At 42.2% G+C, this 17852-nt stretch carries 20 protein-coding genes; 12 read left to right on the forward strand and 8 right to left on the reverse strand.

All coding sequences use genetic code 11. From position 1 onward, the window contains the following. The first annotated feature begins 26 nt into the window (after positions 1-26). Complete coding sequence (locus MMA19_RS01580) at positions 27-809, forward strand: hypothetical protein (RefSeq protein WP_240205336.1); 783 nt, start codon at positions 27-29, stop codon at positions 807-809. Here MMA19_RS01580 and MMA19_RS01585 read toward each other — a convergent pair. The 4 genes from MMA19_RS01585 to MMA19_RS01600 all read right to left on the reverse strand — a co-directional run bounded on the left by MMA19_RS01585 (position 806) and on the right by MMA19_RS01600 (position 4097). After that, positions 806-1597, reverse strand: coding sequence for an EAL domain-containing protein (locus MMA19_RS01585; protein WP_038225037.1), 792 nt, complete (start codon positions 1595-1597; stop codon positions 806-808). The two genes, MMA19_RS01580 and MMA19_RS01585, sit on opposite strands and share 4 nt — an antisense overlap. A 313-nt stretch (positions 1598-1910) precedes the next feature. Beyond that, positions 1911-2699, reverse strand: coding sequence for a lipase (locus MMA19_RS01590; RefSeq protein WP_171393237.1), 789 nt, complete (start codon positions 2697-2699; stop codon positions 1911-1913). An 86-nt stretch (positions 2700-2785) separates the two neighbouring features. Further along, on the reverse strand, positions 2786-3418 hold the full coding sequence (locus MMA19_RS01595; protein ID WP_240205337.1) for a hypothetical protein: 633 nt from the start codon (positions 3416-3418) through the stop codon (positions 2786-2788). A gap of 34 nt (positions 3419-3452) precedes the next feature. After that, positions 3453-4097, reverse strand: a complete 645-nt coding sequence (locus MMA19_RS01600) for a helix-turn-helix transcriptional regulator (protein ID WP_006072815.1) — start codon at positions 4095-4097, stop codon at positions 3453-3455. A 193-nt stretch (positions 4098-4290) separates the two neighbouring features. Here MMA19_RS01600 and MMA19_RS01605 point away from each other — a divergent pair, with 193 nt between their 5' ends. The 4 genes from MMA19_RS01605 to MMA19_RS01620 all read left to right on the forward strand — a co-directional run bounded on the left by MMA19_RS01605 (position 4291) and on the right by MMA19_RS01620 (position 7231). Next, positions 4291-4527, forward strand: a complete 237-nt coding sequence (locus MMA19_RS01605) for a DUF2164 domain-containing protein (RefSeq protein WP_088878441.1) — start codon at positions 4291-4293, stop codon at positions 4525-4527. 160 nt (positions 4528-4687) lie between these two features. After that, positions 4688-5230: a cytochrome b gene (locus tag MMA19_RS01610; RefSeq protein ID WP_171390156.1), complete on the forward strand. Its 543-nt coding sequence runs from the start codon at positions 4688-4690 to the stop codon at positions 5228-5230. Beyond that, positions 5227-5796 carry a YceI family protein gene (locus MMA19_RS01615; protein WP_240205338.1) on the forward strand — a complete coding sequence of 190 codons (570 nt, stop codon included), beginning with the start codon at positions 5227-5229 and terminating at the stop codon, positions 5794-5796. The genes MMA19_RS01610 and MMA19_RS01615 overlap by 4 nt, the downstream gene beginning before the upstream one ends. A 364-nt stretch (positions 5797-6160) precedes the next feature. Next, positions 6161-7231, forward strand: coding sequence for a YadA-like family protein (locus MMA19_RS01620; RefSeq protein WP_240205339.1), 1071 nt, complete (start codon positions 6161-6163; stop codon positions 7229-7231). A 99-nt stretch (positions 7232-7330) separates the two neighbouring features. On the opposite strand, the gene focA is transcribed toward MMA19_RS01620, so the two are convergent. Then, the gene (focA, locus tag MMA19_RS01625; RefSeq protein ID WP_240205340.1) at positions 7331-8779 is read right to left on the reverse strand and encodes a formate transporter FocA; all 1449 of its coding nucleotides are present in this window, start codon (positions 8777-8779) and stop codon (positions 7331-7333) included. A gap of 373 nt (positions 8780-9152) precedes the next feature. Here focA and MMA19_RS01630 point away from each other — a divergent pair, with 373 nt between their 5' ends. Together MMA19_RS01630 and MMA19_RS01635 are read left to right on the forward strand one after the other, a co-directional pair. Continuing rightward, complete coding sequence (locus MMA19_RS01630; protein ID WP_006072809.1) at positions 9153-10058, forward strand: LysR substrate-binding domain-containing protein; 906 nt, start codon at positions 9153-9155, stop codon at positions 10056-10058. A 126-nt stretch (positions 10059-10184) separates the two neighbouring features. Next, positions 10185-10664, forward strand: a complete 480-nt coding sequence (locus tag MMA19_RS01635; RefSeq protein ID WP_240205341.1) for a DUF1097 domain-containing protein — start codon at positions 10185-10187, stop codon at positions 10662-10664. Between the two features lie 49 nt (positions 10665-10713). Here MMA19_RS01635 and MMA19_RS01640 read toward each other — a convergent pair whose 3' ends face one another. After that, positions 10714-12348: an ATP-dependent endonuclease gene (locus MMA19_RS01640; RefSeq protein ID WP_171390153.1), complete on the reverse strand. Its 1635-nt coding sequence runs from the start codon at positions 12346-12348 to the stop codon at positions 10714-10716. 241 nt (positions 12349-12589) lie between these two features. On the opposite strand from MMA19_RS01640, the gene MMA19_RS01645 reads away from it, so the two are divergent. After that, the gene (locus tag MMA19_RS01645; protein WP_240205342.1) at positions 12590-14299 is read left to right on the forward strand and encodes a bifunctional UDP-sugar hydrolase/5'-nucleotidase; all 1710 of its coding nucleotides are present in this window, start codon (positions 12590-12592) and stop codon (positions 14297-14299) included. A 404-nt stretch (positions 14300-14703) separates the two neighbouring features. Further along, complete coding sequence (locus tag MMA19_RS01650; RefSeq protein ID WP_240205343.1) at positions 14704-15282, forward strand: SOS response-associated peptidase family protein; 579 nt, start codon at positions 14704-14706, stop codon at positions 15280-15282. A 270-nt stretch (positions 15283-15552) separates the two neighbouring features. On the opposite strand, the gene MMA19_RS01655 is transcribed toward MMA19_RS01650, so the two are convergent. Then, on the reverse strand, positions 15553-15798 hold the full coding sequence (locus tag MMA19_RS01655) for a YgjV family protein (protein WP_006072803.1): 246 nt from the start codon (positions 15796-15798) through the stop codon (positions 15553-15555). Between the two features lie 274 nt (positions 15799-16072). Further along, positions 16073-16390 (reverse strand): DUF496 family protein, encoded by a 318-nt coding sequence (locus MMA19_RS01660; RefSeq protein WP_006072802.1) that lies wholly within the window; start codon positions 16388-16390, stop codon positions 16073-16075. Positions 16391-16556: 166 nt separating this feature from the next. On the opposite strand from MMA19_RS01660, the gene MMA19_RS01665 reads away from it, so the two are divergent. The 3 genes from MMA19_RS01665 to MMA19_RS01675 all read left to right on the forward strand — a co-directional run bounded on the left by MMA19_RS01665 (position 16557) and on the right by MMA19_RS01675 (position 17852). After that, the gene (locus MMA19_RS01665; RefSeq protein WP_346657517.1) at positions 16557-16796 is read left to right on the forward strand and encodes a hypothetical protein; all 240 of its coding nucleotides are present in this window, start codon (positions 16557-16559) and stop codon (positions 16794-16796) included. 50 nt (positions 16797-16846) lie between these two features. Further along, entirely contained in the window at positions 16847-17506 is a 660-nt protein-coding gene (locus tag MMA19_RS01670) for a YceH family protein (RefSeq protein WP_240205344.1), read from the forward strand. A 61-nt stretch (positions 17507-17567) separates the two neighbouring features. Then, entirely contained in the window at positions 17568-17852 is a 285-nt protein-coding gene (locus MMA19_RS01675; protein ID WP_240205345.1) for a GIY-YIG nuclease family protein, read from the forward strand.

The following is a 17852-nucleotide window of genomic DNA, read 5'->3' on the forward strand; positions in this document are numbered from 1 at the left end:
TTTTCTGTTTGACATTGATAAGCACCATGGCCCTAGCCAATGAATCAGCCGTTTCGTCTCATTTAAAAGTAAACGACGAAGATTTTGGCCGTACTCTGCCTTTCTTTGGAGATCGAATACGTAGCGTTGGAATTAGACTGCCCAAACCGATCGGGATATCTTTGTTTACTCATCAGCAAGAAGACTTAATGAACTTGAGCGACTTTAAAGTTGACGGTGAATCTGTAGGGGACTTACTGCCCGACGGAGCAAGTCAAACGGTAAATACAACGAGTATTATTGCGGTGAGAGGTGATGTATGGTTGATGCCGTTCTGGGGCTTTAACGCTATGATAGGCAAAGCGATAACCACATCGGACATATCTATTGGTGTTAATGACTTACTTAACGACAATATTGCAAAGCTGGAACTTAATGGGATGGCAACGACGTCGACCATTACATCGATAGGTACAACCTTAGCGTATGGGCATAAACAGTTTTTTACGACCATAGATGCACAATATGTCTCTACAGCTGTCTCTGGTGTAGGTGTCGATTTGGATGCTTTGGTGGTGACTCCGTTAGTAGGGTTTAATATTGGGGACAGCGGTTGGAAAGTTGTAGTCGGGGGACAGTACCAAGATTATCAAAGGCAACTTAAAGGACAGCTTGCAGATATCCGGTTTAGTGCCAAACAAACATCAAGTAGATGGTCGACAATGGTTGGAATGCAAAAAGAGTTCAGTTATAACTGGGAGGCCTCGTTAATGGCGCAGAGCGGTAAGACGAGGGAGGGCGTGACGTTTATGTTAGGTAAACGGTTTTAAACCACTTGTTGCAATCGAGGAAGCAAAGCAGTTGGCATAGCCAGGTGATATCCTTGATAGAAATCTATCTTCAGCGCTTTCATTGCAACGAGCTGTTCAGCGGTCTCTACGCCCTCTATGACGGTCTTGGCCCCTGATTGTTTAGCAAGTTTTAAACCCGTGAGTAGGGGACGTTGATTTCCATCCATATACTCAATTAACAACTGACGGTCCAATTTTAGTATATTAGGTTTAACTTGTTTGACCCTTTCAGGACTTGATTCTTTGCATCCAAAATCGTCGATAGCAATCAAAAAATCTTCATTACTTAGCTGGTGAGCAGCTGAAGCCAATGTTCTCGCACTAAAGGCCGTTAATTCCACAAGCTCGACAACGACTCTTTTATTATCGATTTGCAGTGCTTTAAGTCGAGACATTAACAACGATGATTTTAATCCTTCAGCCGCCAGCCTTTCACTGGATATCGGTAGAAAATTGAGGAATATAAGTCTGTTGTTGTACAAGGACATACTAAAGTTACGCAAATGAATGGCACGGCTCAATCTGTCCACGTTGAGCTGATCGGCTAATGAAATTTCATCATTCTGGAAAAATAGATTGGGTGGAATTGGTTCGTCATTTTGATCAAACAAGCGAACCAATGCTTCCATACCGATTATTTCATTTCTTATATTGAATATAGGCTGAAACACACTTTTTAAGGTCAAGTGTTTATAGGTTGCAATACAGCACCCGGAACGATCGAGTCTAATCCGTTGGGAAAATTGATGTTTATCGGTTAGTAGCATTTACAGCGTTTTATAAATGAAATTCAAACTATGATGGCACGCTGATCACGGATGTCAAATTCAGTAACTGAATGATATCTGTGATAAATATCACTATTATTGGCTAAGTCAATGTGAACTATTAACGTTTTTTGAAAGTGAATCAGTGTCAGTGTTTATAATTTGATGAAATCGTGTATAAAAAGCAGACAAAACTCGGCTAATAACCTTAACTACATTGATCTGTCTCATATTTGCGATAGCAATAGTATTGATAAATGTAATCGATTAACTTTTTGGAGATTTGTCTGTTTTTTTTGAAATACATCTCATTTTAACGCTCATCAAAGAAATCCTTGTTCCTTATGTATTTACTCATTAAATGATAAGAAAAAGGCCGGACTAACCAGGATATTAATGAGCGCCCGAATCTCACCAATGAAGGTGTGTTTTCATAAATGCGCCCGTTGTAGAGCCATAACATTTTTCCCACGTGCCAGTATGCGAATGGAATGGGTGGTAAGAACGTGACAACATCGAGGTCACAACAGATTCGGTAGGTTTTATGAGCTAATTTAAAGTGCTTTTTAAATCCATAACCCCCAATAGCCGGTTGGCCAAACGTAACAATGCGTTTTATCGACTTTGGGTATTTTTGTTCAAGTGCGTCTGCAATAACACATCCGATCGCGCCGCCAGAGGAATGGCCTGTAATCGCGATACGTTTACCATTCTCAATCAATTCGGAAGCGATGCTTATTGTGCGTTCGAACACAGAAAGGCCCAATTGGTCTTTTTTGTGCGTGGGTTGGCTTTCTTGGTTAAGAATAAAGTGAAAGCCTGCGTGAATAGAGTAGTTCAGCCCAAAGTGTTGACAGCTTCTTTGCCACATAGCGAAGTTTAATAACCAATCAGTAGGACTGTGAGAACCTTTAATTACGATGACCGCTTCTTCTTTGTTTTGGCTCCACAGAATGCGAACGACGGTTTTTCCAGATCTATTGGCGACAATTCGTTGCCCGTTAGGGTCGAAACCGTAGCGTGTTTGCTTGAATACTCGAGGATATGCCAAGTTACACAACACTGCGTATTTTTCATATTGGTATCGTTTGAGACTTTTCACTTCAACTCTGGTTTGGTTAGTAACGGAACCACTATGAGAAATTGTAGTTAAAGTTTGATGACAACTACCATGAAAAACAAAGGGGGCTATGGATAAATAATGGCGTAGAGCTGAACGTACTTTAATACTGGCTCTTGGTTGGCTGTCCGTTTTAAGGGATGAGTGAAGTTAATATAGTTAGGTGTCATCGCAAGTCGATTTCGAAGTGAACCACTAAGTGAACTATCTGCCTCAAGCAATTTAACTCCTTGGCGGACATAACTGTCGAGATCGTGTGGCAGTGTATTTTGCCACCAATGGATAATTCCTCTGCTTTGAGCACATCGATTGATCCAGTGGTCGGCGACAACCACCAAAATATCCTTAGATTGAATGGCGTAATGATTCTCTGCTTGCCATTGTTGAAGGTGAGTAAATAGGCGCTCTTTACTTGCAGAGTTGGCATTAATGAAATGATGAGTGATTATCCAAATAGTCCCCAAAGAAGAACTGACCCGATAATTACATGAGCTTGCTGAATCGTTTCTTGAATCTAACGGTGCTAGTGTTGCCTCATGGCCCAAGCTTATAAAGCTTGCGGAAACTCTTCTAGCAAACGCGAGTCCGAGGTGATGTTCGGTCATTCCACCATTATGGACGGCAGGGTAGTGCTGGTGGCAGAGTTTTTGGCAGTCTGCTTGAAAGTTGCGAATACTATGAACTACGATATCTTGCAACAATGAAAAATCCTTCTTCCTTGAAACGGAATCTTTATTAGATTCGTTTTTCCCAAGTGCCCCAACGCACGACACCCAACACATCAATATCATTATCACTGACTTGATGGATCGCATTCTTGGTTGTGTCGTCGCCATACCAGACGTGGATGATGGTACCAACTTTAACAAGAGTAAAAAAATCCGGATAGGGGTTACCTGGAAGTCTTGCTAGTACGATGTCATCGTTAACCCAAGGCTTATTTGGATTAACGAGCGCGATACAATCCCATTTATAGGAGACGGACCCAGTAACTGGGTACATTACGCCAAAACATTCTTTGTATTCAGGAGGAACAGGTATAGATCCGACTGAAGGTGGCATGTCTCCGCTTAGCAGTGCATTGACCTCTGTACGATTATAAACAGCTACAGTGATCGCACTTTGGTTTGCTGCATGGGTAATATCTTCAGCATCTGTGTGTTTGTCGCCAACACCAAAGCAAAGCCAATGTGCTTGCACTTTAAAATAATCAGCGATTAATGAAAGATCTTCAATGGACGGATAAGTACGTGTTGGGCCTTTCGTGAGGTAACGTCCTATCGTGGCTTTACCTTTTCCGATCGCTTCGGCCAACTCGTTATTGGTAATATTTTTTTCTTTTAGCAGTGTAGAAATGCGTTCTTGATATCCGTCGGTCATGGTTCCTCCATAAAATTGTCTTTATGATAGTTTATGGGTTTCAAAAATGAAACTTATAAGGGAAATAATCAAAGATTATGAGACTTGCGTGGAAAATTGTGAAAGCGAGGTTGAGATCTACGGTGGAATACTTGCCTTAAATGGAGCAGTGTTATAGTTAACCCTTTAATTGTAACAAATAATTAGGAATAACATGTTTGAAACCAAGAAAAGAGCAGAGCTCATTAGTGACTTACAAACCTACTTTAGTGATGAGCTCGATTACGAGTTAGGGCAGTTCGACGCCGAGTTTTTACTAGATTTCCTGATCAAAAAACTAGGTCCTGCCTTCTATAACAAAGGGTTAGATGATGCCAAACAGGTACTTGAACGGAAAGTTATGGACATTAGTGATGAGTTGTATGAGATAGAAATGCCAGAAGATAGCTAAGTGACTAATTGGTAAATAAATATCTTGTTCGAAAAAACTGAAGAACATTATCAAAGAGTGATTATCGTTAAAGTGTCAATTTAAGTAAATACTGTATCTCAAAGGTTGTATGGTTGTTAAGATGCTAAATGAGATGCAATATCAAGTAACGGAATTGGTAATGACTGGAAACGAAGTAAAAAACTATAACCCTGTGGCGAGAGCACTGCATTGGCTTTCTGCGATTGTGATTATAGGAATGTTTGCCGTTGGCTTATGGATGGTTGACTTAACCTATTACAGCGAATGGTACAAAACAGCTCCTCATTGGCATAAGTCGATAGGTATTCTTTTAGCTGGTTTGACGGTTTTTCGTCTTCTTTGGAAAAGTGCCACTGTCACACCAAAGATTGAAGGCCATCCTATTGAGCAATTAGGAGCGAAAGTTGGCCACTTACTGATGTATCTAGCGCTGATTGTTATATTTGTCAGTGGCTATTTAATCTCTACCTCAGATGGTAGAGGCATAGAAGTATTTGATTGGTTCACTGTACCTGGTGCAGGTGAGTTATTTGCTAACCAATCTGACATAGCGGGCGAAGTTCACTTTTATGCTGCTTGGTTCGTTATTATTGCCGCCGCTGGACATGCACTAGCCGCGTTAAAACATCACTTTATTAACAAAGATAATACTCTTCGAAAAATGTTAGGAGTTTCGAAATGAAAAAGACACTAATCGCTACAGGAATGGCAGTGGCAATGATGTTGCCGCTAGGTGCAAATGCTGCAGACTATGTAATTGATACAAAAGGTGCACACGCCTCTATTAACTTTAAAGTGAGTCACCTTGGCTATAGTTTTATTAAAGGTCGATTCAACAACTTCTCAGGCGAGTTCAGCTATGATCCAGCAAACATTGACGCATCAGCGGTAGAAGTCGTAGTTGATACGACAAGCTTAGATTCAAACCATGCTGAGCGTGACAAGCACATCCGCAGTTCAGACTTCATTGATGCAAGCAAGTTCTCTGAAGCAACGTTCAAAAGTACTGGTGTAAAAGATAAAGGTGACGGCAAACTTGACGTGATGGGAGAGCTAACACTTCACGGAGTAACACAACCAATCACGATTGAAGCTGAGTTTATCGGTGCAGGTCAAGACCCTTGGGGTGGTGAGCGTGCTGGCTTTAATGGTACTACCCGTTTAGAACTGGCTGACTTCAAGATTCCAGTCATGGGCGATTCAAGCTATGTTGACATGGAACTTCACGTAGAAGGCGTGAAGAAATAACTATTTCTCATGAACATGCTAATTTGATTTTTCAAGCCCCTTTTTAAGGGGCTTTTTTGTGAACCAAACTAAATCAAAAATACTGATAACTATAGTCAGATTTTCTTTTCTCGTAAGTTACGAGTCATTTATTAATGCTTCGTTAACTGCTTTCTATAAATAACCAATTTTCTTTAACTACATTAGAAAAATCTTTGTATCTAACATTCGCCTCGTTCTCAGCAATGAGCACCAGTTACCAACGGAACGGCTCGGTAATTGGCGAAATGATTGGTCTACGGTGAGTGGCTGATGTTTCGATAGGGCGAAGGGATAGTCGCCAAATAATAAATCCTATTTTCCTTATTGATACAAAGAGTTAAAAATGAAAAAGCTACTATTAGTTACCGCAATTACGTCTGTGTTTACTGGTTCTACATATGCTGCAATCTTAGGTGAAGATGTTAGCGTAGAATCTCTTGAGAGTCAGTTCGCTGTTCAAAATGGGCGCGTGTATAACAAAGTTACGAAAGAAGAAGTTGGTCTTATCAGAACGAATTCGAGTACTGATAGCGTTGTTGAAATTCGCACAAAAGAGGGTGCAATTGTAACGTTGGACAAAAATGATATGTCCTACAAAATTACTGAGACAAATGGTGAGTTAAACAAAGAAACGACGGGTAATATTTATACAGAAGCTTGGAAGCCAAATAACAAAGTGATTGATGCAGGAGAATCTGAATTTGAACAAGTTAATGTTGAGCGCGTTACTGCTGAACATGCAATCGCACACATTGTAGAGTCAAATAATTTAGAAATTAAAGGAGATGATATCATCGCGACTAATCGCCATGGAGAAATTGCAAAAGTAGGCGAGAAAATGGCTGATGGATCCTACGCTATTACAGATCCAACTACTGGTGAGTCGATCCGGGTGGAAGTGGATGATAAAGGAAATGCAACACATGTAAACTATAGTGATGGTCAAGGGAACAACACAAACGCCAAAATTGTAGACAATGATATGAAACCTATGCCGAATCCGATTGACCCTACAGATCAAGATAGAGCTGATACTCGCAATGATATAGCCGACAACCAAAAAGCTATCGCCGATGGACGTGCTTGGGCTGTACAAGCAGAACAACGCTTCAACCAAGAAGTTAAGCGCCTAGACAGCAAAATCGATAAAGTAGAGGGGCGTGTATCTAACGGTGTCGCTATGGTAGGTGCAATGAGCCAAATGCAATTTGGTCAGGGTGGTTTTGGTATCGGTGCTGGTGCAGCGAACTTTAATGGTTCCAACGCAATTGCGATCGGTGCAGGATATAATTTTGGTCAAAAAGAAGAGTGGATTATTAAAGGTTCATTTGGTTACGCTGAAACGAATAAAGGCAATGCTGGTAAAATCAAAGATACCATGGTCGCAGGTGGCGTAACTTATACATTCAAATAATAATAACTAAGTCTTTACGAATAAGATTGCCCCGGTTTTTACACCGGGGCTTTTTTCGGCCAAACGACTTATTTCCTAGCCAAAAACTTTTGTGTCGAACTATGCAGTTTCAAGCTCACGTTCAACAATATTTAGGCGTTCACCATAGATTGGGCGAACTGCTTTCATAACTTCTGCTCTAGACAGCACTCCTACTAAGACACCATTTTCAAGAACCGGTAGTACATGTGGCTTACTGACCTTCATCGTTTTAGCACGTTCTTCTAGTGATAGAGTAGAGAAACTCGTAGCGATGCCCATAGAGCTCACCGGATATAGCTGCTCTTTGTCGATGCAAAGAAACTCAGCCACATCAACCAACTTTTCGGTAGCATTGATGGCGACGACATCACGGCTCATTAAGTCCACTACTTTCTGACCTTGCTCAGGAATGTAGTCTTGGCACCAAAGGTCGACCATTACGTCGTGGACAGAGAAGAAACCAACCAAACGTCCTTCAATATCGGTGACTGGTGCGCTTGTTAAGTTGTGGTCTAAAAGCGTATCAAGTGCAACAGCAGTAGGCATTTCAACACTAAGCGTTACCGGTTGAGTGTTCATGATGTCTTTTACGATGATGTTGTTGTTCATTTGCGTCTCCTTTACTGACGTTAGCGCAGTAGTTGTTGTGATTGCAGTGACATTTGCTGCTTTTAGTTGTGGTCTTCGGTAGATGCTCCAATTGGCAAGTCCTACCAAAACCGCGCCACCGATGATGTTACCTAGCGTGACTGGTATTAGGTTATTAGTGAGAAAGTGCATTGGGGTTAGGTCGCTAAACTGTGCAGCGGTTGTCCCCGTTGCCGCCCAAAACTCGCTGCCCGCAAAGTTCTGAATAACGATTCCAAGTGGCACCATAAACATGTTTGCTACGCAGTGTTCAAAACCGCTGCTAACGAACATAGCGACAGGTAAGACGGTCATTGCAGCTTTCGTCATAGCGTTCGCTGAACTAAAGGTTAGCCATATCGCCAAGCAAACAAGTAGGTTACAAAGCACACCTAATGCAAAAGCTTGTATCCACGTATGATGAAGCTTATGTTGGGCGATATTCAGTGCGTTAAGACCCCATTGACCGTTGTCCATTTGGTAAAGCCCGGCAGCTGACACAATCAACAGCAAGAACATTGCGCCGATAAAGTTGCCGACATATACTTTTCCCCAAATTGACAGCATTTTTCTGAAACTGATTTGCTTATTTGCCCACGAGATGCTCGAGAGAACAGAGCTGGTGAATAGCTCTCCGCCGCAAATAACAATTAAAATCAGACCCATGCTGAATGCGAGTCCACCCGCTAATCGGCTTAGTCCCCATCCTGCATCTGCACTTCCAGTCGTAACTGTGATGTAGAAAAGGAATGCAAGCCCAATGAAGGCCCCGGCCATGATGGCCAGACTCATCGTCATCCCACTGGTTTTCTTCGCTTTACTTAAGGCAAACTTTTCAGCTTCTGCCATCATTTCAAGTGGCGAAAAGAGCAGATGATTGTCGGAGCTAGCTGATGCCATTAATGACTCCTTACTCTTGTCGTATTGGATGTTTCGCGCATTTCATAACTCCTTAATCAAAGTGCGAGAACAAGGCCCCTTGCCGTGTTCGAATCTAGATTAAGGGGTAGAGTACCTAGTGGTAAAATTGATAATTTTTAAAATCTAAATCAGAAATATTGATAACTTATCTGCACAAGGTAGAATAAGGGCTGTTGTCCATAACGTACTGTTTTTAAGTGAGAGATTGGCAGGTTAATAAGATTCTTGGTGGTGAAATAATAATCACAAAAATCCACCTGACGGGCAGCATAAGGGAAACTGATGATGTCCGGTCGACGCCTGAGAATTGATTGCGGCATTCAATTTGGATTTAGTAGTGGAAGGAAAGCAGATGCGATATTCATTAAAGCAGTTAGCAGTATTTGATGCAGTAGCCGATACAGGAAGTGTCAGTCAAGCTGCTGAAAAGCTGTCTTTAACCCAATCAGCCACTAGCATGTCGTTAGCGCAATTAGAGAAAATGCTTGGCCGCCCTTTATTTGAACGTCAGGGTAAGCAGATGGCGTTGTCCCATTGGGGAGTCTGGCTGCGTCCAAAAGCGAAACGCTTGTTACAAGACGCCCAGCAAATTGAGATGGGATTTTACGAACAGCATCTATTGAGTGGCGAATTAAAGCTTGGCGCTAGTCAAACACCAGCAGAACACTTAGTCCCTGATCTTATTAGTGCCATCGACAACGATTTCCCTGAGATGAGAATTACGTTGGGAGTGCAGAGTACGGACTCAGTGATCGAAGGTGTTTTGGATTACAAATACGACCTTGGCATTATAGAAGGTCGCTGCGACGATAATCGAGTTCACCAAGAAGTTTGGTGTCGAGACCACCTGACTGTCGTGGCATCTGCCCATCATCCTTTTGCAAAAAGAGATAGAGTGAGTCTCGCACAACTAGAGCAAGCGCGCTGGGTATTGCGCGAACATGGTTCCGGTACCCGTAAAATCTTTGATAGCTCCATCCACCATCTCATTGCAGACTTAGATGTCTGGCGCGAATACGAGCACGTACCCGTACTTCGTAGCATGGTCGCAAATAGCCAGTACCTAACTTGTTTACCATATCTTGATGTAGAGCGCTTTATTGAAGCTGGTCAATTGGTTGCGTTGAACGTTCCCGAACTAGAAATGGAACGCACGCTGTCATTCATCTGGCGTGCTGATATGGCCGAGAACCCTTTAGCTGAATGTGCAAAGAGAGAGGGGCTAAGAATGATGAAAGGTCGCCCTTCGGTATTGTAGTGATCTTTGTCACATAATAAATGTACACAATGTAACTTAAATAATGTTAACGTGATATTTGTCACGCCAATATCCAGTGTATTTGTTAACCTAGCATAAATAATCATTTTGCTAGGTTAACCCTTTATGAGCCCACTAATCGCTATTTCAATTACCACAGGTATTCTCTCTGGCATCTGGGGATGGACAGCGATGTCGTTAGGTTTGTTATCGTGGGCTGGGTTCTTAGGGTGTACAAGTTACTTTGCATCACCGAAAGATGGCATAAAAGGTTTAGCACAAAGCTTACTAACTAATATGTCTGGTGTTGTTTGGGCTTTAGTGATTATTCATGGCTCTTCACTGGTCAATCTAGAGATCGTTGGCTATTTAATGACGGCTTTAGTTTCATTCTTTATGTGTTTTCAAGCAAAACGCGATTGGTTAGGTTACATTCCAGGTACGTTTATCGGTGCTTGCGCAACTTTCGCGGCTAATGGTGACTGGCAAATCGTTGTACCGTCTTTAGTGCTTGGTGGATTGTTTGGCTATTCAATGAAAGCCAGTGGACTTTGGTTACATCAACAGCTTTCCGTCAAAACGACTCAAGAGTTAGTAAAAGACTGAATTTCAAAGTTAAAGCCTGATATCAAAACAATTGATATCAGGCTTTTCTTCAAGTATTACCGTTCGCCATAGTCACAACTCGTTTCAAGATCCACCTTATCAATAAAGGGATACTGTCCGGTCCTCTCTCTTCACATTCTGAGACAATCGCCAGTGCAAGGTCGGGTTTCGCAAACTTTTTGAGTACGCGCGTGACTACCTTTTTTGGAGGGATTGGATGATCATGAGGAATCTTGATGAGATCCCTAAAGAAATCTTCAAAGCCGTGTGTATACAGATAGTGCTCAATATCTCTATCGGGTAGTTCAGTTAAATGGTGGCGCGGATGGTCGCCGTGTAATTGATGGATAACAGTTGTTGCATATTTCTTTCCAGCAGCATCTCCGTCCGTTACAACATGCCAATCTATACCAAATGCTTGGGCAACTTTGATCAAAGACTTAAGACCTGATTGTGCAAATTCAATGATTTGAACTCCTTCAGCGGATAGGTTATAGCCCGAAAGATTAGCGAGTTCATTAAAAAGCCACACCTCAGTCTCGCCTTCAACCAGTAACCAACAACGGGCAAATAGTGCGCGGGAGCGATGAAATCGGATATGAAAACCAACGCGCCGCAAGTCATCTTTAGTTAGGTTGTTAGGAGAAATACTTGTCGTAACAGTCTTATCAGACTGCCTGACTAGTCGACGGATAGATTCCAGTGGGACTGCGCCGAGTAAGTCACTACTGTTCGTTGTGAGGATCTTTTGCATCGGAAGCATTTGCAATAAGCTCCACGCGCGGGAGAGGTGAGTTGGGTGTAAACGACCTTCAGGATCTTCAATGATAAGTATTGGACGTGCGCAACGTCTGAGTTCAGTTGGACCTTTTGCCTGTAAATAGGCATTGAGCAATCCTAATAGAAGTAACCGCGTTTGATGGTTCTTCGTTTCATCGATCACTTGGGAGAGATTTTGCTCATTCGAAGGTCGCGAGAAGAATACGCCATCGCGATTGCCATTTTTGGAAAGCCCGCGTGAATGGCTTTTAAATGAGAAATAGTGCTCTACCAACACCTTCATCGAGTTGAGACTACTTTTCATTTCTCCTTTATTCACATGGCCAGGTATCGCCATTAATCGACGCACTGTGTTGTTGATTCGCTTTTCAGAGCGTGAGTTATGACCATTAGTAGCGATCTCATGATGGTAGAATCTACGAGAGTCTCTAAGCCGTATGACAGGGTGAAGTGTCATCAACTCTTGCGCTAATTTCTCTGAATGGTGTAACCGTAGAGGAGAGCCATTTAAATCAAGAAAGGCATAATGCTGAGTGACATCATAGCCTTCTAATGTAGCACTGATTCGATAATAGAAACGTTCTACTCCATTACTGTCTTGCTGCCAAATAGGTTTGAGCTTGCGATAGCGGCCTGAGTGAGTTTCGTTTCTTTCAGTGGCTACAAAGGAGAGAATAATCTGTAGGTGCCTCGTTTGGGGATGTGAAGCGGCGTAATCTACGTGGAAATCTTTCATTTCGAACTGATACAGTTCCCCGTCAGCAGGAAGCACAACACACAAGGCATCAAGTAAAGAAGACTTACCCCAAGTATTTTCACCAATCAACGTGGTTAGGTCATTGAGCGCGAGAGAGAGGCGCTTAATGCCGCGAAAACCGGATATATCAATGCGTTCTAACTTCATCCAATTCTCCTTAAGTTGTAGTTAGTACGTAGAATCGAAAATACTAACTATCTCAATCAATTATAAGAGGGTTTTCGAGATTGAGCTGTAATCAAGCTCATATTAATTTCAAATATCCCTAGAGAATTTATGTGATGTATATCAAACACAGACCTGTATAATGTGCTCTGCATTTCAAGAACTTCATTGGAATGTCACATAAAGCGGTCTAACATCAGAGGGGAGATAACAGAGAAACGCTATGAAGAAAAACAATAAACCTCTCAAACTAACGATTGCTCATATCAATGATACTCACTCATACTTTGAACCAACGTCTCTTCCATTAACCATCGTCCATAACGAAACTGTATATCAACCATTTGTTAGCGCTGGCGGCTTTGCACGCATTGCAACTCGAGTTGAACAACTGAGAGCACAGGCTGATGATGAGGCATTCTTGCTGCTACATGCAGGTGATTGTTTTCAAGGGACGCTGTACTTCTCCTTATTTAAGGGCGAAGCAAACGCTGAATTACTCAATGAACTTAGACCAGATGCGATGGCACTGGGTAATCATGAACTTGATATGGGTAATGAACCTGTCGGGAAGTTCATTAGAGAAATAGAGTTTCCGTTATTGGCGGGTAACTGGAACCTCTCTAGAGAGGGGGACAAAGAGTTTCCGCTAAATGGGCATCCGAATCTATACCAATATGATGTGGAGCAAAAAACTGCACAATGGATAGTGAAGAGTGTTGGGAACGAACAAGTGGCCATCTTTGGTTTGTCTATCGACAAAATGGCTGACATCGCGAACCCGGACTGTGATACAAGCTTTGAGTCTTCGCTAGAGGTTGCGCGAGCGACTATCGCCGCCATTAAACAAAGTGGCATCAATAAAATCATTATCTTAAGCCATATGGGCTATGAGGCCGACCTTGAAATAGCGGGCCAATTGGAAGGTGTTGGGCTCATAATCGGCGGACATAGTCATGTGTTACAGGGTGACTTTTCTCAACTAGGATTGGCTTCCAAAGACCACTATGGCGTTAATGTGAATGGCACATATGTGGTTCAAGCGGGTTACCATGCGATGATGATGGGCCATTGTGAAATTGAGTTTGATAGTGACGGTTCAGTGGTGAGCTTTAACGGCAAAAACGAACTGTTAGTCGGACGCCGAGTGTTTATGGATGTAGACGGTGAGGTATCATCCATTCCTTATGAAGCGATTCGAGATAGAGTTCAATCGCATCCGAACGTCCAAGTTTGTCGCAAACATCCGTCAATCAAACAGATAATGAATGATAAGTACCGTCCTAGAGTAAAGGCATTACAAGAGCAAAAAGTGACGACTCTGAATCATACTCTTCGACATATTAGGCTTCCAGACGAACAGGGCGGTAGTGAGATTGCTCCTCTCGTCGCTGCGTCATTTTTACACACCATGAAAGCGCTTGGTCATCAGGTTGACTTTGCTATTCATAATGCTGGTGGCGTGCGAAATTCACTTAATCGCGGCGCTATTTCGGTGGCGGACATTGCCGGAAAATTATTGCCTTTTGCCGTGCCGATAGGCATCTATGAGATAAAAGGGAAGTACATTCCACGTATCATCGAAGGCGCAATCGACAACGCAATAGGTAATGGTGTTATAGGAACGGGTTCAGGCAGTTATCCATATACGTCGCAACTTGAGTTTCATTATGACAAAGACAAACCTAAAGGGGCTCGAGTTACAGATATTAAGATTGCTAACCAGCCAATCGAGTTGAACAAAATATATACTGGCAGTTCAAGCGCTTACACCATGAAAGGAAAAGAGGGCTACGACGCCATATTAAATATGGAAGGGACAGGTACTGTTACAAATTGGTCTATGGCTGATTGTTTTATAAAGCTTTTATCGGATAGACCGTATGTAGTGAATAGAATAAACCGAGAAAACAAAGACTCGGTTCCAAAATAATGGAACGTAAATTGCTTTTATTGAACTGATCTTGGCGGTTGCAGTCTATCGAAACAGATTGCGCCACATTCACTGGAGGAACCATGTGGAACAGAGATTGGATTGATACGCTTGTGGTACTGAGTTGGATAGGCGCATGGTCGCTACTTGTCTACTTTATACCAGGAGGGGCAATTTAGCCCACACTGCACTTTAGCCAGCTCAAATGAGCTGGCTTCTTTTTTATATTTTTCATCTTAGATGCAGATAAGAAAGGGGTTGGCCGAGAACTGCTTAATCTCGGCCGTTCCAGACGCGCAAGCAAAGGCGTTCCGTAAACAAAACTAAGAGCCAAGGCTTGCGTCGTCAAGAGAAATCGCACGTGATCCTCTATAATTATCCAAAAATACTGGTTTAGTTTTACTATGTGCGGTCGACTTAACATTATCGATGATCCATTTAGCCAACTTGTATCACGTCAACTTGGCATTACTTTTTATGCCAAGCCGAATCAAGACATTCGGCCGAGCGAACAGATCCAATGCATTGTTGCATCTCCCGAACAAGACTTGTTTCAGTTTCCACTTGGTTGGGGGCTCCGAACAAGCTGGAGTAGTAAGTTGATTATTAATGCTCAAGCCGAAACAGTATCTATTAAACCGACTTTTCAACAAGCTTTTGCTCTACATAGGGTCGTTATACCATGTTCTGGTTGGTATGAATGGAGTCAAGGAACCTCTTGCGCTGAAAACAAAACCAAGTGTTCATTTTATGCAGCAGATAATTCGCCTTTGTATATGGCAGCTATTGGTTATCCGGAGTCGAAGCGGGTTATCACACTCACCACTGCACCGACACAGAAGTATCTACGCTATCATCACCGTATGCCAGCGCTGCTCGCGGCTGATTCGGTTTCAGATTGGCTTAATTGCAATGCTCGCGAAGCGGAGGCTTTGTTGAAAAATGGATTAATACGCAATGCTTGGACTTGTCGACCCGCATAAAAAGCTAAGTGAAAACAACATCACTTGTGATTCATCGAGAAGGAAGTAAAATCTTTCAGACTTTCAAATACAAAGGGTAAACTTGGTATGATGCTCATCGCTTATAAACTGGTGAAATTAGCGATTATTACTGCTGTGTTTTTGACAATTTTTGATCTGGTCGCTTACGGTGAAATAACGTGGTTCAGCCGTTGGTTTGGACTTTAAGCAAGAAACCATTACGTATAAAAAAGCCTCATCTAGTGAGGCTTTTTTCGAATTCTGTTTGTACTAAGCGTTAGAGCTTACAACACGCTTTTCTTGTTGCATCTTGATTAGGAAGTAAACGTTGACGCAAGCTATAAAGCCGTTGGTGATAACAACTGGCATAGAATCAATAGCCAGTCCATAAGCTGTAAATAATGCACAGCCGATAAAGTTCAACACTCGTAGCTTTACGATATCCTTCATCGTTAATGAGATAGCCACCATAATTGATGCTGCATAACCCAATAACTCAACCATATTAATGTCCATAATGTGCTCCTCTAAATCTTGCCAGTGAGTCTGGTACCTATTCTTCTCATCATGAGATTTACGAGGAAGCTCCTTGCCTCGAACGGTGTTGCTAATTCGGGTGCACTATATCAGCCAGAGTTCTGTGATGGAAGCCTCACTTTTGTGTTCGGAGAGGGTTAGCGATTACGCAAACGTTTTTTCTCCTGACCTTAGTTACGAAGAACGGTTTTTGTTGAGTAAAATGTTAAAAAAAGCCCGCTTTAAAAGCGGGCTTATAAATCGGGTTAGGCGATTACTTCTTACCTTGAACCATTTGCTTGTCTTCTTCAGTCAGTTCACGAATGCGACGGCTGATATCACGACGAGCTTTTGAAATCTCAGCGCTCTTGATAATGTGATCATCAACACGGTCTTCGTAGTCTGCTTTCATGTTTTTGATGATGGTGACGATTTCATCGTGAGTCATTTCAGGCTTGATGTAGTCCATCAAGTTTTCTAGCAAGTCTACACGTTTACGGTTATCACGAACTTTTTTCTCGTTATCTAGAAGCTCGCGTTTTAGTTTGTTCTTACGACGTGCTTGTGCAACGATCTCGAATACGCTACTCATAAGTCCTTTCCTAAATTATTGTCAAAATCTAGCTTGATTAAAGCATAACAAAACTCGTTATAACAGCCCTTAGATCAATACTGACGGTCTATTGCTCATAATGTCATCACTCAAGAAAGAAACAATTGAGTTAATAGCTCACTTAGCGCTATGATTTCCGAACCCAATGTTTGTCAATTTAAAGAAAACCATGTTACCTCACTCTAAAACACTTCCTGAATTCAAAAGTGACATAGTGATCAATCAAGAGGAACCTCAAGTTTCGCCGTCAAAGAAACTGAAGGGGGCTTATATTAACGAGCGCTCTCGACTGGAAGTGACGGAAGTTGAGCTCAACCGTAGTAAGGTTGTGATGGTCGACCAAGATGGCAATTTGATTAGGGTTCCGTTTCTTTCTGAACACTAGGTACGTATGCTTACTTCTGTAAGGTTTAAAGCGAATAAAAGGATATAACAATGAATATAGAACTTTCCTTGGTCGAGGCTCGTGTTATCGGATGCCTTATCGAAAAAGAAGTGACAACGCCCGATCACTATCCCCTTACGTTGAATAGTCTAACAACAGCATGTAATCAAAAAAGCAATCGTGACCCAGTGTTATCTTTGTCAGAAGCCGACGTTCAAGATGCAGCTCAAGCATTGATTTCTCGCCGTTTAGTGAGCGATGAAAGTGGCTTTAATAGCCGTGTATCGAAATTTCAACATAGGTTCTGCAACACGGAATTTGGTGACTTAAAACTGAGCGCTCAGGAAAAAGGTATTGTATGTTGCTTGCTGTTGAGAGGCGCTCAAACTCCAGGCGAATTACGTACCAGAACTAACCGTCTATGTGAGTTCACGGATGTTAAAGAGGTAGAAGCTGTTTTAGATGCGATGAGCAGTCGTGAAGGCGGCGCTCTTGTCGTTAAACTCCCAAGAGAGGCGGGTAAACGCGAGTCTCGATACATGCACCTATTTAGTGGCGAAATCGACATTGAGGAGTTTGCACAGCAATCTGCTGGTCCTATTTCCGTCTCCACTCCGACGACCGAGCGTATTGAAGCTCTAGAGCAAGAAGTTGAATCTTTAAAGTCTGAGCTTAGTGAGCTCAAAGCGCTGGTCAATTCACTTATGTAATGCGAGAAAGGGTAGCAATCATCGCTACCCTTGTTTTTTTTGCGTATTTTGAAATTAAGTCATGGAAGTTGAAAACGAAGAGCCATCTTGGTTTGTTTACCTTGTTAGAACGTCTCATTCGGCGTTGTATTGCGGTATTACTAATGATTTACAGCGGCGCTTTAAACAACACCAAGAAGGTAAAGGAGCCAAAGCGCTGCGTGGTAAAGGGCCTTTACAGCTTGTGTGGAGTCAATCCGAAAAAAACAAAAGTGAAGCTCTGAAAACAGAAATAGCTATCAAGAAGCTCAGGAAAGCGCAGAAAGAACATCTAGTAAAGCAGGCTGTCCGTTTCGAGCGAAAATAA

Origin of the sequence: Vibrio sp. CyArs1, assembly GCF_022432925.1 — a bacterium.
GTDB classification, from domain to species: domain Bacteria; phylum Pseudomonadota; class Gammaproteobacteria; order Enterobacterales; family Vibrionaceae; genus Vibrio; species Vibrio mediterranei.

Coding starts and splice junctions, on each gene's coding strand:
- MMA19_RS01670 (WP_240205344.1), top strand. CDS start 16,847: ATGAATATAGAACTTTCCTTGGTCGAGGCTCGTGTTATCGGATGCCTT.
- MMA19_RS01600 (WP_006072815.1), bottom strand. CDS start 4,097: ATGACCGACGGATATCAAGAACGCATTTCTACACTGCTAAAAGAAAAA.
- MMA19_RS01660 (WP_006072802.1), bottom strand. CDS start 16,390: ATGAGTAGCGTATTCGAGATCGTTGCACAAGCACGTCGTAAGAACAAA.
- MMA19_RS01630 (WP_006072809.1), top strand. CDS start 9,153: ATGCGATATTCATTAAAGCAGTTAGCAGTATTTGATGCAGTAGCCGAT.
- MMA19_RS01585 (WP_038225037.1), bottom strand. CDS start 1,597: ATGCTACTAACCGATAAACATCAATTTTCCCAACGGATTAGACTCGAT.
- MMA19_RS01675 (WP_240205345.1), top strand. CDS start 17,568: ATGGAAGTTGAAAACGAAGAGCCATCTTGGTTTGTTTACCTTGTTAGA.
- MMA19_RS01655 (WP_006072803.1), bottom strand. CDS start 15,798: ATGGACATTAATATGGTTGAGTTATTGGGTTATGCAGCATCAATTATG.
- MMA19_RS01640 (WP_171390153.1), bottom strand. CDS start 12,348: ATGAAGTTAGAACGCATTGATATATCCGGTTTTCGCGGCATTAAGCGC.
- MMA19_RS01620 (WP_240205339.1), top strand. CDS start 6,161: ATGAAAAAGCTACTATTAGTTACCGCAATTACGTCTGTGTTTACTGGT.
- MMA19_RS01605 (WP_088878441.1), top strand. CDS start 4,291: ATGTTTGAAACCAAGAAAAGAGCAGAGCTCATTAGTGACTTACAAACC.
- MMA19_RS01615 (WP_240205338.1), top strand. CDS start 5,227: ATGAAAAAGACACTAATCGCTACAGGAATGGCAGTGGCAATGATGTTG.
- MMA19_RS01635 (WP_240205341.1), top strand. CDS start 10,185: ATGAGCCCACTAATCGCTATTTCAATTACCACAGGTATTCTCTCTGGC.
- MMA19_RS01645 (WP_240205342.1), top strand. CDS start 12,590: ATGAAGAAAAACAATAAACCTCTCAAACTAACGATTGCTCATATCAAT.
- MMA19_RS01610 (WP_171390156.1), top strand. CDS start 4,688: ATGACTGGAAACGAAGTAAAAAACTATAACCCTGTGGCGAGAGCACTG.
- MMA19_RS01650 (WP_240205343.1), top strand. CDS start 14,704: ATGTGCGGTCGACTTAACATTATCGATGATCCATTTAGCCAACTTGTA.
- MMA19_RS01580 (WP_240205336.1), top strand. CDS start 27: ATGGCCCTAGCCAATGAATCAGCCGTTTCGTCTCATTTAAAAGTAAAC.
- MMA19_RS01665 (WP_346657517.1), top strand. CDS start 16,557: ATGTTTGTCAATTTAAAGAAAACCATGTTACCTCACTCTAAAACACTT.
- focA (WP_240205340.1), bottom strand. CDS start 8,779: ATGGCATCAGCTAGCTCCGACAATCATCTGCTCTTTTCGCCACTTGAA.